Source organism: Flavobacterium sp. IMCC34518 (genome assembly GCF_027111095.2).
Lineage (GTDB): Bacteria > Bacteroidota > Bacteroidia > Flavobacteriales > Flavobacteriaceae > Flavobacterium > Flavobacterium praedii.
The window spans coordinates 1,506,711-1,520,769 of sequence record NZ_CP114284.2 but is presented as its reverse complement, the minus strand read 5'-3'; the positions used below and the strand labels follow the sequence as shown (position 1 = coordinate 1,520,769).

The following is a 14,059-nucleotide window of genomic DNA, read 5'->3' as shown; positions in this document are numbered from 1 at the left end:
AAAACAACTATTTAGTTAATAAATATGACTACTAATTTATAAAATTTATTTCAACAAAGATTTCGCAAACCTATTTATTTTCGTTTTTTATTCCTTTTTTTGCATAAATTTATAAAAAATAATTATGAAAAAAATACTGATATTTGCTTCTGGATCGGGTACTAACGCTGAAAATATTATTAATTTTTTTGCAAAAAAATCTACAGGAACTGTAGTGGCAGTTTTTACAAATAATTCTACTGCGTCCGTTATTCAGAAAGCAAATAAGCTACAAGTTTCAACAGTAATTTTTTCAAAAGACGAGTTAAATTCAGGAATAGTATTACAAAAAGTTAATAACTTTGAGCCTGATTTAATTGTTTTAGCTGGTTTTTTATTAAAATTTCCTCAAAATTTGATCTTTGCTTACCCAAATAAGATTATAAATATACATCCTGCATTATTACCAAAGTTTGGTGGTAAAGGAATGTACGGTATGAATATTCACAAATCTGTAGTTGAAAATAAAGAAAAAGAAACTGGAATAACCATTCATTATGTAAATGAAAATTATGATGAAGGAAATATTATATTTCAACAAAGTGTTTTGCTTGCTGATAATGAGACACCAGAATCAGTAGCTATAAAAATTCATACCCTGGAGCAAGAATATTTTCCTGAGGTTATTGAAAAACTTCTTACCGCTACTTCAAACCTCTAACTTGAAATCTCTGACTTTGAATTACGATGTACATATATATACGGATGGAGCTGCAAAAGGGAATCCTGGAAATGGCGGTTATGGTGTAGTCATGGAATGGGTTGGTAAACCTTATAAAAAAGAATTCTATGAGGGTTTTCGCTATACTACTAACAATAGAATGGAACTGTTAGGTGTTATTGTGGGTTTAGAAAAACTAAAAAATGATAATACGAGCGTTTTAGTAATCTCTGATTCTAAATATGTGGTAGATTCTGTGCAAAAAAAATGGGTTTTGGGATGGGAGAAAAAAGGTTTTGCAGATAGAAAAAATGCGGATTTATGGAAAAGATTTCTCATTGTTTATAGAAAACATAAAGTCGATTTTAAATGGATTAAAGGACATAATAATCACCCCCAAAATGAAAGGTGTGATGAATTGGCTGTTATGGCTTCTATGCAAAAAAGCCTTTCTGTTGATGCTTTTTATGAAAATGTAGAGGGAAAATTGTTGTGATTTGTTTGTGTTTTAATATATGATTGGGAACCAATTTTTTTTCAACAAAATTGCATTTCTAAATGCAAATTACTTATTGTTGTATATTTCAATTCTAATATAATTGTTACTATGAAAGTATCTAATTTAAGTTCAATGTACATTTTAGAATAAAATAATATTTGACTTGTTCTCTTTCTTTAAATGTACTAAATATTGATTTTTGTAGTAATTTCAAAAAGTACTTTTTTGTAGTCTTAATGTTTGCTTAAAGGATTATCTAGCAAGTGTTTGTAATTTGTATTCTACTAAGTTCTAATCTAACTTTGAATAATAAAATTTATTAAAATGAAAAAGTTAGTTTTTATTATCCTAGGGTTAGTTTTTTTTGGTTGCAAAAAAGAAACTAAAGAAGATTTCTCAATAAAGCCAATAATTGAGAAATCAGAACTCGCAAAAAAAGCAAATAATTTTTTTAAATCCATTTCAACTATAGAGCCTGTGACGATTGCTCAAAATAAAATTGATTTAGGGAAAAAGTTGTATTTTGATAAAGCTTTGTCAAAAAACGGAACTGTTAGCTGTAATTCGTGTCATAATTTGGCAACTTATGGGGTTGATAACAAATCGTTTTCACTTGGAGACACCAAACAATTAGGAGGAAGAAACTCTCCCTCGGTAATTTATGCTTCATTACATGCAATGCAATTTTGGGATGGTCGTGCCAAAGATGTTGAGGAACAAGCTGGAGGGCCGTTATTAAACCCAGTTGAACATGGAATTCCAAACGAAGCTTTTTTAGAAAAAAAGGTAAGAGATCTGCCTGAATATCAAGCCGCTTTTAAGATCGTTTTTCCAAATGATAAAGAACCCATAACTTTTGCAAATTTAACTAACGCTATTGGGGCATTTGAGCGCCAATTAAATCCAAAAAGTAAATTTGACGATTACTTAGATGGCAATGAAAAAGCCTTAAATGATCAAGAGAAAAAAGGATTAACTGCCTTTATCGACAATGGCTGTATTACTTGTCATAGTGGAGTTGCGGTAGGAGGTCAATTGATGCAAAAATTTGGAGTGTATGGCGATTATGCTAAATTGACACACAGCAAAAAAATAGATATGGGACTTTATGATAGAACTAAAAAAGAAGGGGACCAATTTATGTTTAAAACTCCAAGTTTAAGAAATAGCGAAAAGACGTATCCTTACTTTCATGACGGTTCTGTTGCTTCACTCAAGGAAGCTATAAAAGTAATGGGAAAAATTCAGCTCAATAAAGAGCTTTCAGATGCCGATATCAACGATATTGAGAAATTTTTGAAAGCTTTAACGGCTGATGTAGATGCCAAATACAAAGAATAATAAGGGTTTAAAGTTTTGATTTAATAAACATTATATACTAAAAAGTCTGAGATTTATTTTTCAGACTTTTTTTATGATTTTTTTATTTTTAGAACTATTATTAGATCTTTACAGTAGTTGTGATTTAGTTTTAAAGAGCATCTTTTTTTTGTGAAAACTTTGAGAGCTTCATCCTTTGCAACTCTAAAACTTATAAACTATCTTTGCGCCTTAATTCGAATCACCTATATTGAAACTATTTATGAATAAATTATTGATTGTTGGAACAGTAGCTTTCGACGCCATTGAAACTCCTTTTGGGAAAACAGATAAAATTCTTGGTGGAGCAGCCACTTATATTGGTATCTCCGCTTCTTTTTTTAATGTAAAATCTGCTATAGTTTCTGTAGTTGGCGATGATTTTCCTCAAGAATATTTGGATTTATTAGTAGATAGAAATATTGATATTTCAGGGATAGAAGTTGTAAAAGGAGGTAAAACATTCTTTTGGAGTGGGTTGTATCATAATGATTTAAATTCTAGAGATACTTTGGTTACAGAACTTAATGTTTTGGCTGATTTTCAACCAAAAGTTCCTCAAGATTATAAAAACGCCGAAATTGTGATGTTAGGTAACTTGCATCCCTTAGTTCAAAGCAGTGTTTTAGATCAAATGGAAACCAAACCAAAATTAGTGGTTTTAGATACTATGAATTTCTGGATGGATTGCGCTTTGCCTGAATTATTGGAAATTATCAAGAGAGTAGATGTTATAACGATAAATGACGAAGAAGCACGTCAGCTTTCTGGAGAATATTCATTGGTTAAAGCAGCTGCCAAAATCCATAAAATGGGACCTAAATATGTGGTAATCAAAAAAGGGGAACATGGTGCGCTATTGTTTCATGGTGAAGAGATTTTCTTTGCTCCTGCATTGCCTTTAGAAGAAGTATTCGATCCAACAGGAGCTGGAGATACTTTTGCTGGTGGTTTCTCTGGATTTATTACACAAAGTGAAAATGTTTCTTTCGATAATTTGAAAAAAGCAATAATTTATGGTTCAAATTTAGCTTCTTTTAGTGTAGAAAAATTTGGAACGGAACGAATGATCGGCTTAACTGAAAATGAAGTGTTAACAAGGTTGAAGCAATTCAAAGCTCTGACCCATTTTGATATAGAATTATAATATCAAAAAGCCTCTAAAATGAGGCTTTTTTTAATTAGTACAGTCAATATTTATAAAATAACGTGCGAATTTGCATCGTTATATTAAGAGTATAAATAGACACACCATTAAATACAATAACTACAAACAAAAAAACAATGAGCGACGCTTTAAAACACGAATGTGGGATAGCTTTAGTTAGACTTTTAAAACCTCTTGAATTCTATAAAGAAAAGTACGGCACTGCATTTTATGGTATCCAAAAAATGTATTTAATGATGGAGAAACAGCACAACCGTGGTCAAGATGGTGCTGGTTTTGCAAGTATAAAAATGGATGTAGAACCTGGTGAAAGATACATTAGTCGGGTACGATCCAATCATGCACAACCCATTCAAGATGTTTTTAAACAAATCAATGATCGTATAAATGAAGAAATGGTGGCTCATCCTGAATATGCAGATGATGTGCCAAAATTGAAGGCAAATATTCCTTATATTGGAGAACTGTTCTTAGGCCACGTCCGTTATGGTACTTTTGGTAAAAACAGTATCGAAAGTGTTCATCCTTTTTTGCGTCAAAGCAATTGGATGCATCGAAATCTAATTTTGGCTGGAAATTTTAACATGACTAATGTTAAAGAGCTTTTTCAAAACCTTGTAGAATTAGGACAACATCCCAAGGAAATGGCGGATACCGTTACAGTTATGGAAAAAATTGGTCATTTTTTGGACAAAGAAGTGATGCAATTGTACCAGGATTGTAAAACGGAGGGGCTGTCAAAAAGAGAAGCTTCGCCTGTTATTGCTGAACGATTGGATGTTGCCAAAATTTTAACCCGTTCTTCAAAAAATTTAGACGGAGGATATGCTATGGCTGGTCTTTTAGGGCATGGCGATGCGTTTGTGTTTAGAGATCCTGCAGGTATTCGTCCAGCATATTATTATCAAGATGATGAAATTGTAGTAGTAGCATCTGAACGCCCTGTGATTCAAACTGTTTTCAATGTTCCTTTTGATAAAGTTAAGGAAGTAGAACCAGGTAGCGCTTTGATTATCAAAAAAAACGGAGACGTTTCTATGAAAGAAATCCTTACTCCTACTGTAAAAAAAGCGTGTTCTTTTGAACGCATCTATTTTTCTAGAGGAAGTGATGCCGAAATTTATCAAGAAAGAAAAAAATTAGGAAAACTTATTTTGCCAGCCGTTTTAGAATCGATAGATAATGATACTGATAATACCGTTTTCTCTTATATTCCAAATACAGCTGAAACTTCTTTTTACGGTTTAGTTGAAGCTGCTCAAGATTTTTTGAACCAAAGAAAGAAAAATTATATTCTTGAAAACAAGGAGGTACTGAATGCGGATTCTTTAGAAAAATTATTGTCTGTAAAAATCAGAACGGAAAAAGTAGCCATAAAAGATGCGAAATTAAGAACTTTTATCACCGAGGATAGTAGTAGAGATGATTTAGTGGCGCACGTCTATGATGTGACTTATGGAGTTATAAAGCCATCAGATAACCTTGTTATAATTGATGATAGTATTGTAAGAGGAACTACTCTTAAAATGAGTATTATCAAAATGATGGATCGTTTGAATCCTAAACGAATTGTTATTGTTTCTTCTGCTCCTCAAATCCGTTTTCCAGATTGTTACGGAATTGATATGGCAAAACTAGAAGGACTGGTAGCTTTTAAAGCAGCTTTAGAATTATTAAGAGAGCGAAATTTGTATCACATTGTAGACGAAGTATATGCAAAATGCAAAGCACAAGAGAACTACAATGATTCTGATGTTGTAAATTATGTTACCGCTATATACGAACCTTTTTCAGCTCAAGAAGTTTCGGATAAAATAGCTGAAATGCTTAGTTCTCCAGAAATTAAAGCAGAAGTGAAAATTATATTCCAAACGGTAGAGGATTTACATATTGCATGTCCAAAAAATCTTGGCGATTGGTATTTTACTGGAAATTATCCAACACCAGGAGGGAATCGTGTAGTAAATAGAGCTTTCATGAATTTCTATGAAGGCAAAGACGCTAGAGCATATTAATTAATTTTCCCGATAATCGATTATATGGGTACTTAGTCGGATTTATTTTTAAAATTTTATTTATAAAAGTACATTTGTTCTACCATGATTTAGTAGGTTAAGTTTATGGTAGATTTGGGGCAAAAAGGGTGAAAGTAAAATTTCACCTTTTTTATTGGAATAAAGTCAGGGTTTAGTTTTTTTGTTTCAATTTTCAGAAACTAAATTTTTTTAAGTGTGCTGAAAATCAATATTTTAGTAGGTTATCGACTATTTGAGGAATTTATCGACTATATTTTTATTCATAAACTTATCATAGTATATTTGACTACCATGATTTTAGTAGGTTAAGTTTATGGTAGATTTGGGGCAAAAAGGGTGAAAGTAACATTTCACCTTTTTTATTGGACAATAGTCAAGATTTTAATGTTCAATAAAATTTTTAACCATAAAATAATTGCTAAATACACTATTAAAAGTATTGAAAATCAATTAGATAGTAAATAAACGAGTATTTAGGATGTTCATCGAATATATTTCTATTAGCAGTAATACTATCGTATATTTGACCACCATGATTTTAGTAGGTTAAGTTTATGGTAGATTTGGGGCAAAAAGGGTGAAAGTAACATTTCACCTTTTTTATTGGAATATAGTCACCTTTTAAATTCTATATGTTTGGCATCAATACCTATTAATTACAATAATAAGTGCTATAATGAATCTGTAAATCAGTTAATTATCAATTAAACGAGTATTTAGGATGTTCATCGAAAATAATTTTATAACAGTATATTTCAAATTATATTTGACTATCATAATTTTTAGTAGGTTAAGTTTATGGTAGATTTGGGGCAAAAAGGGTGAAAGCAACATTTCACCTTTTTTATTGGAATATAATCAAGATTTTAGTTCTATAAAATATTTTTTGAATTCTATAATTAAGAATATAATAACAAGTCAAATACTCTGAAAATCAATTATTTAGCATATAAACGAGTATTTTGGATGTTCATCGAAAATATTTTAAAATAAAGAATTACCATCGTACATTTGAGTACCATAATTTTTAGTAGGTTAAGTTTATGGTAGATTTGGGGCAAAAAGGGTGAAAGTAACATTTCACCTTTTTTATTGGAATAAAGTCAAAGCCCCATAACCCTTAAAGGAGGAATAAAAAGCAATTATAAGAACAAATTTTCGAGGATATTAAAAAAAAAGAGGTAAGTAGAAGATTTTTAAAATCCTTTTCTTACCTCTTTTTTTTATTCTATAATTCCCCCTTGAGGGCTAAGAGTCTTATTTTTCTAAAGCAAAACGTCTAGCCACTTCAGTCCAGTTAATTACATTAAAAAATGCTTCAATATAATCCGGTCTTCTGTTTTGGTAATGCAAGTAATAAGCATGTTCCCAAACGTCCATAGCAAGAATTGGAGTCCCTCCACATCCATTTTCTGGCATCAAGGGATTGTCTTGATTTGGAGTTCCGCAAACTTCAAGTTTACCTCCTTTTTGTACACACAACCATGCCCATCCAGAACCAAATTGTGTTGCACCAGCCTTCGAAAATTTCGCTTTAAATTCTTCAAAAGTACCAAAAGAACTTTCAATAGCGTCTAACAATTCACCAGTAGGCAAACCTCCACCATTTGGCGACATTACTGTCCAAAACAAATTGTGATTGTAAAATCCACCACCATTGTTACGAACCGCTGCATTCGTTTTATCTAGGTTAATTAAAATGTTTTCAATCGTTTTTCCTTCCAAATCAGTTCCAGCAATAGCTGCATTCAAATTGGTGGTATACGCATTGTGATGTTTTGTATAGTGAATTTCCATTGTACGAGCATCAATATGAGGTTCTAATGCGTCATACGCATAAGGTAATTGTGGTAATTCAAAAGCCATAATATAGTTGTTTAATGATTTATAAATATTTTATTCAAAATTAAACATTTAACTTTGGAATATATAATTCTATTTTGTTATAATTTCATCAAATAAAATGATAGTGTAATTCTTACTATAAAATCTCTAGTAATTAGGAGCTATTTCCTGCTGTACACTATATCTTTTTATCTCGTCCAAAAAAAAGACGAGATAAAAAGGATGCCGTTCCCATCAGGGCTAGGGCATTAGGCATTTTAGGAACCATTAGTAAAATTCAAAAATATAAATCGTTAATCCTCATTCAAAAATAAAAATGGAAAGACCTTCTTTCGCCATATACGATGCTTCCGCAGGTTCGGGAAAAACATACGCTCTTGTCAAAGAATACCTCAAAATTATTCTTACGGCAAACAAGAACGACGCTTACCGAAATATCCTTGCCATTACGTTTACCAACAAAGCGGTGCACGAAATGAAAAGCCGAATTGTAGGTAGTTTGTCCGAATTTGCCAAAGACGAACCCAATGCCAAAGCGTTGGAATTAATGCAGGATTTGGCAATAGATACGGCACTTTCAATCCTTCAAATTAAAACCAAATCCCAGCAAATCATCAAGCATATTATTCATAATTATGCTGCTTTTGATATATCCACGATTGATAAATTTACGCACAAAGTCATCCGCGCATTCGCACACGATTTAGGATTGCCCATGACTTTTGAGGTGACTTTGGATACCGAAAACCTTTTAATTGAAGCCGTAGATGCGATCATTGCACAAGCAGGTGAAGACGAAACTCTAACCAAATTGCTCATCGATTTCACAATGGAAAAAATCGATGATGATAAATCGTGGGACATCTCACGTGAAATTCTGGAAACAGGAAAATTAGTGCTGAATGAAAATAACCGAAACGAGATTGTCCATTTTCACGATAAATCGATAAGTGATTTTATAGCTGTAAAAGAAAAATTAGTTAAGGTCTGTGCAACTTTAGAAAAAGAAAATGCAACCCTTGCCGTAACTTCGTTGTCATTAATTGATAAAAATGGAATCGATTTAAAATCTTTTTCCAGAGGAACTTTTCCCAATCATCTTCAAAGTATTGCTGATGAAAAGTTCAATCCGAAAAATAAAATGTTTAGGGAGTTCGAAGACATTGCTATCAATAAAACAGCCAAAGACCGAGCTTTAATAGAAAATATCATCCCTGAATTACTACAAACTCTTGCTGAAATTTACAAGAACTTCGAAAAAAGGAATTTTTACAAGGCGTTCTTAAAAAACATTACACCTTTATCTTTATTGAATACAGTAAGTAATGAATTGGCTAAAATTCAGAACGAGCAAAATGTGCTTTCGATAACGGAGTTCAATGCGATTATTCATCGCGAAATACAAAATCAGCCTGCTCCTTTTATATATGAACGATTGGGCGAGCGCTACCGTCACTTTTTTATTGACGAATTTCAGGATACTTCCGAAATGCAATGGCAAAACTTGATTCCGCTTATTGATAATGCGCTTTCGGGTCAAGATGATTCGGGTCAAAAAGGAACTTTAATGATTGTGGGCGACCCAAAACAGTCCATTTACCGCTGGCGTGGCGGAAAAGCAGAACAGTTTATTGAGTTGAGCAAAGACCAAAATCCTTTCAACAATCCCGATAAAAAACTGGAGCATTTAGACAAAAATTATAGAAGTTTTTCGCAGGTAATCGAATTCAACAATGATTTCTTTCAATTGTTGTCGAATGAGTTTAACAATGCAGATTATAAAGATTTATACGAAAATCACAGCCATCAAAAGATAAATAATAAAGTAGGCGGTTATGTAAATATTTCATTTTTGCCCAAAATTGAAGAGCCAGAAACCGAAGACGAAGACGTCCTGGATAAAACGGCACAATATGTTTTGGCTACTTTAGAGACCATTAAAAAAGTAACTAATGAAGGATTTGAATACAAAGATATTGTAATTCTGACCCGAAAAAGAAGTCAGGGAATTGCGGTTGCCAATTATTTAACGGAGCAAAGCATTCCGCTTTTGTCTTCCGAAACATTAATGATTCAAAACGCCACCGAAGTCCGATTGATTATTCATATTTTAAAATATTTAAAAAACAGTTCCGATTTAGAATCAAAGGCTAACTTTTTGCAATATTTGGCACAACACAAACAAAAGGAATTGCCTATTCATGACTTTATAGCCAAAGGAATGGAATTGAAAGAGGAACTGGCTTTTGAACAATGGTTGGAGAACTGCAATATTGAGCTTTCTTTTCAAAATATTAGAAAAAAATCATTGTATGAAGCGGTTGAGATTATTGTTTCAAAATTCCTAGCCTCCCCCGCACCCGAAGGGGGAGCTACTAAGATTGAGGAAATGCTTACGTCTAGTTTGTCAGCTCCCCCTTCGGGGGCGGGGGGGGCTTGTGGTGGGGCTTATGTTCAGTATTTTCTAGACATTGTTCTAGAACGCGATGTTCGTAATCAAGCAGGAATTTCAGATTTTCTCAATTATTGGGATAAAAACTCGGAGAAATTTAGTATTCCTTCTCCCGAAGGAACAAATGCGGTTCGAATAATGACCATTCATAAATCAAAAGGATTAGAATTTCCGGTGGTTATCATGCCTTTTGCCGAAGAAGATTACAACAGAAAACCAAAAGATAAATTATGGTTGAACTCGGAAGAGCAAGATTTTGATATGCCGAAAGTGCTAGTGGATAACAGTAGCGCTATTGAGGAATTTGGTTCAGAAGCTTCAGCGGTTTATAATTTAAAGAAACAAGAGGAATTGTTGGATAATATTAATGTGTTGTATGTGGCTTTGACCCGAGCTGAAGAGCAATTGTATATAATCTCTCAAAATCTAAAGCCAAGAAAAGATGGTGAATATCCAAGCAATATGGCTTCTTTTTTTATAAAATATTTGATTCAACAAGGACCTTACGATGAAAATCAATTGGAATATCCTTTTGGAAATCCTGCAAAGTTGTCTGCTAAAGAAAAACATATTGATACGACCAAGAATATCCCAGTTGTTTTGGAGGTATTGAATCCTAAAAATATAAAAATAGCACAAAAGGAAGCATTAATGTGGGGAACGCATCAGCAGGAAGCAATCGAATTTGGTAATGTAATTCACGAAATTCTTTCTTTTGTAGCGACAAAAAAGGATGTAGAACAAGCTATAAATAGAGCGCTAGAAAGTGGATTAATTTCGGCACTTCAAAAAGAAATTGTTTACAATGCTATAATTGAAATAGTAAATCATCAAGATTTAGGAATGCATTTTGCTGAAGGGAACGAGGTTTTGAATGAAAAAACGATTATTCAAAAAGAAGGAGGAACAATAAAACCGGACCGAATAGTGTTTAATAAAGCCAAAGAGGTTTTTTTATTGGATTATAAAACTGGGCTTTCTAGTCCAAAGTATAAATTTCAATTGGATAATTATCAAATGGCTATTGAGAAGATGGGCTACAAAGTGGTAAAAAAAGCTTTGGTATATATAGGAACCGAAATCGATGTAGTACATTTGTAAAAAATAAATTAATTGTCAAATAATAGAAGTTTGCAGTACTTTTGGGCTCTAAACTTTTAGCTTTTAAATCAAAATAAAATGTACGGTAAAATTCAACAACATTTACAATCTGAACTTCGAACTATTGAAGAAAACGGAATTTTCAAAAAAGAAAGAATAATTACTTCACCACAAGGAGCTGAAATCACTATTTCAACGGGAGAAACAGTTTTAAATTTTTGTGCCAATAATTATTTGGGACTTTCTTCACATCCAGAAGTAGTTCAGGCGGCCAAAGACGCTATGGATACTCATGGTTTCGGAATGTCATCGGTACGTTTCATTTGCGGAACTCAGGATATTCATAAAACCTTAGAAAAAAAGATAGCCGATTTTTACGGAACAGAAGATACTATATTATATGCTGCAGCTTTTGACGCCAATGGAGGCGTTTTTGAGCCTTTATTTGGAGAAAATGACGCCATTATATCGGATAGTTTAAATCATGCTTCTATTATAGACGGTGTTCGTTTGTGTAAAGCAGCTCGTTATCGCTATGAAAATAGCAATATGCAAGATTTAGAGCAGCAACTAATTAAAGCAAATGAGGCAGGAGCTCGTTTTAAAATAATAGTAACTGACGGTGTTTTCTCTATGGATGGAGTTGTAGCGCCATTAGATAAAATATGTGATCTTGCAGATAAGTATGATGCTTTAGTTATGGTGGATGAATGCCATGCTGCGGGATTTATAGGTGCTACAGGCAAAGGAACACTTGAAGCCAAAGGAGTTATGGGGCGTGTCGATATCATTACGGGGACACTAGGAAAAGCATTAGGAGGAGCAATGGGAGGTTATACTACCGCTAAAAAAGAAATAATTGAATTGTTACGTCAGCGTTCTAGACCTTATTTATTTTCGAATTCGTTGGCTCCGGCTATTGTAGGTGCATCTATTAAGGTTTTTGAATTGCTAGAAAAGGATACATCACTAAGAGATCAACTAGAATGGAATACCAATTATTTTAAAGCAGGGATGAAAGAGGCTGGTTTTGATATCGTAGAAGGAGATTCCGCAATCGTACCAGTTATGTTATATGATGCGAAATTAGCTCAAAATATGGCTAATGAGTTGTTGAAAGAAGGAGTTTATGTTATTGGTTTCTTTTTCCCAGTGGTGCCAAAGGATAAGGCTAGAATAAGAGTACAGTTATCAGCAGCTCACACAAAACAACATTTAGATAAGGCAATTAGTGCATTTGTAACTGTAGGCAAGAGACTTGCTGTAATATAATTGTTAAATTTTACAATTCCGAGGTGTATTATTTAACATTTTATTTTGATGTTACAGAAAATCATCCTACTTTTGTTTGAAATTAACTAATTGTAATTAAAATATCAAAGTATGAAACATCTTAACAAACTTTTAGTTGCTGGTATGATGGTGATGGGATTAAGCTCTCAGGCACAAGACAGTAACAATAAATGGGCTATCGGTTTCGGAGTAAACGCGATTGACTACAGATCTAGTGCTGGAGGTGACTTTATGAGTCATTTTGATCAGCCATTTAAAGTAAGCGACAACTGGAATATTCTTCCTTCAGTTTCTTACATCAACGTTTCAAGATACGTAGGAAGTGGTTTTATCGTGGGAGTTACAGGTTCTATCAACCAAGTAGATAAATTTGTTGTTCCAGTTGCTGGACGTACACCAGATAAAAGTGATTATTTAGCAGTAAATCCTGGAGACTTAATGTACTACGGAGTAGATGCTACACTTACTTATAGTTTCATGGAATTATTAAAATCTAAAGTAATTGAGCCTACGTTAAGCGTTGGTGGAGGTTATACTTTCTTAGGTGACGAAAGCTACGGAACTGTAAACCCAGGAGTTGGATTAAACTTTTGGTTTACTGAAAATGTAGGTCTTTCTTTATTAGGAGTTTACAAAAAATCTTTTGGAGACAGACAATATGCTGGTACAAATACTCCTGATGCTCCATCTTACACTCAATATTCTGCAGGACTTGTTTTCAAGTTTGGTGCTAAAGATACTGATGGTGATGGAATCTATGATAGAGATGACGCTTGTCCAGAAGTGGCAGGTTTAAAACAATTCAATGGTTGTCCTGACACAGATTCTGATGGTATTACAGATGCTTCAGATAAATGTCCTACAATTGCTGGTCCAGCTGAATTCCAAGGATGTCCTGATACAGACGGTGACGGTGTAGCAGATCCTGATGATGCTTGTCCTACTGTTGCAGGTTTGAAACAATTCCAAGGTTGTCCTGATACTGACGGAGATGGTATTACTGACGCTTCTGACAAATGTCCTACAGTAGCTGGTCCTGCTAGCAATAATGGATGTCCTCTTCCATTAGATGCTGATAAAGATGGTGTACCTGATACAGAGGATGATTGTCCTATCCTAGCTGGTCCTGCAAGCAACAAAGGTTGTCCTGAAGTAACTGAAGAAGTAGTTAAAGAATTAAGAGTTCAAGCTAGATCAATTTTCTTTGTAACTGGTAAAGCTACTTTAGATGCTGCTAAACCTGCAACTGCAACTAGTTTGGATGCTATCAAAGAAATTTTGAAAAACTATCCTAATGCTAGATTTGAAGTTAATGGACATACTGACAATGTTGGTAAACCAGCAATGAACAAAAAACTTTCTGAAGCTAGAGCAAAAGCAGTTGTTGATGCTTTAGTATCAAGAGGAATTAATCCAGCTAACTTGACTGCACAAGGTTTCGGAGATACTAAACCAGTAGCTTCAAACAAAACAGCTAAAGGAAAAGCTGCAAATAGAAGAACTGAAATTGTATATGTTGGTGGACCTTCTGGAATGAAAGTAAACCCATAATACTATTTAAATATTATTTTTCTAAAAAGCCGTTCTTAATTGAACGGCTTTTTTT

At 33.3% G+C, this 14,059-nt stretch carries 9 protein-coding genes; 8 read left to right on the top strand and 1 reads right to left on the bottom strand.

Annotated elements, in window-relative coordinates; translation table 11 throughout:
- Window positions 1–124: 124 nt before the first annotated feature.
- The 5 genes from OZP06_RS06720 to OZP06_RS06700 all read left to right on the top strand — a co-directional run bounded on the left by OZP06_RS06720 (window position 125) and on the right by OZP06_RS06700 (window position 5,741).
- Window positions 125–700: a phosphoribosylglycinamide formyltransferase gene (locus OZP06_RS06720; RefSeq protein WP_269224209.1), complete on the top strand. Its 576-nt coding sequence runs from the start codon at window positions 125–127 to the stop codon at window positions 698–700.
- 16 nt (window positions 701–716) lie between these two features.
- Window positions 717–1,196 carry a ribonuclease HI gene (gene rnhA / locus OZP06_RS06715; protein ID WP_269224208.1) on the top strand — a complete coding sequence of 160 codons (480 nt, stop codon included), beginning with the start codon at window positions 717–719 and terminating at the stop codon, window positions 1,194–1,196.
- 327 nt (window positions 1,197–1,523) lie between these two features.
- On the top strand, window positions 1,524–2,540 hold the full coding sequence (locus OZP06_RS06710) for a cytochrome-c peroxidase (RefSeq protein WP_281324394.1): 1,017 nt from the start codon (window positions 1,524–1,526) through the stop codon (window positions 2,538–2,540).
- A 241-nt stretch (window positions 2,541–2,781) separates the two neighbouring features.
- On the top strand, window positions 2,782–3,705 hold the full coding sequence (locus OZP06_RS06705; RefSeq protein WP_269224206.1) for a PfkB family carbohydrate kinase: 924 nt from the start codon (window positions 2,782–2,784) through the stop codon (window positions 3,703–3,705).
- A 137-nt stretch (window positions 3,706–3,842) separates the two neighbouring features.
- Window positions 3,843–5,741: an amidophosphoribosyltransferase gene (locus tag OZP06_RS06700; RefSeq protein WP_281324393.1), complete on the top strand. Its 1,899-nt coding sequence runs from the start codon at window positions 3,843–3,845 to the stop codon at window positions 5,739–5,741.
- 1,278 nt (window positions 5,742–7,019) lie between these two features.
- Here OZP06_RS06700 and OZP06_RS06695 read toward each other — a convergent pair.
- The gene (locus tag OZP06_RS06695; protein WP_269224205.1) at window positions 7,020–7,628 is read right to left on the bottom strand and encodes a superoxide dismutase; all 609 of its coding nucleotides are present in this window, start codon (window positions 7,626–7,628) and stop codon (window positions 7,020–7,022) included.
- A 295-nt stretch (window positions 7,629–7,923) separates the two neighbouring features.
- On the opposite strand from OZP06_RS06695, the gene OZP06_RS06690 reads away from it, so the two are divergent.
- From OZP06_RS06690 to OZP06_RS06680, 3 genes are all read left to right on the top strand, one after another.
- Window positions 7,924–11,160, top strand: a complete 3,237-nt coding sequence (locus OZP06_RS06690; protein WP_281324392.1) for a UvrD-helicase domain-containing protein — start codon at window positions 7,924–7,926, stop codon at window positions 11,158–11,160.
- 78 nt (window positions 11,161–11,238) lie between these two features.
- On the top strand, window positions 11,239–12,432 hold the full coding sequence (gene kbl / locus OZP06_RS06685; RefSeq protein WP_269224203.1) for a glycine C-acetyltransferase: 1,194 nt from the start codon (window positions 11,239–11,241) through the stop codon (window positions 12,430–12,432).
- A 111-nt stretch (window positions 12,433–12,543) separates the two neighbouring features.
- Entirely contained in the window at window positions 12,544–14,004 is a 1,461-nt protein-coding gene (locus OZP06_RS06680; RefSeq protein WP_269224202.1) for an OmpA family protein, read from the top strand.
- Window positions 14,005–14,059 lie beyond the last annotated feature (55 nt).

Bases quoted from the DNA above. Each gene is read 5' to 3' on its own strand.
- OZP06_RS06690 (WP_281324392.1), top strand. From the start codon at position 7,924: ATGGAAAGACCTTCTTTCGCCATATACGATGCTTCCGCAGGTTCGGGA.
- OZP06_RS06710 (WP_281324394.1), top strand. From the start codon at position 1,524: ATGAAAAAGTTAGTTTTTATTATCCTAGGGTTAGTTTTTTTTGGTTGC.
- OZP06_RS06700 (WP_281324393.1), top strand. From the start codon at position 3,843: ATGAGCGACGCTTTAAAACACGAATGTGGGATAGCTTTAGTTAGACTT.
- OZP06_RS06705 (WP_269224206.1), top strand. From the start codon at position 2,782: ATGAATAAATTATTGATTGTTGGAACAGTAGCTTTCGACGCCATTGAA.
- OZP06_RS06680 (WP_269224202.1), top strand. From the start codon at position 12,544: ATGAAACATCTTAACAAACTTTTAGTTGCTGGTATGATGGTGATGGGA.
- kbl (WP_269224203.1), top strand. From the start codon at position 11,239: ATGTACGGTAAAATTCAACAACATTTACAATCTGAACTTCGAACTATT.
- OZP06_RS06695 (WP_269224205.1), bottom strand. From the start codon at position 7,628: ATGGCTTTTGAATTACCACAATTACCTTATGCGTATGACGCATTAGAA.
- OZP06_RS06720 (WP_269224209.1), top strand. From the start codon at position 125: ATGAAAAAAATACTGATATTTGCTTCTGGATCGGGTACTAACGCTGAA.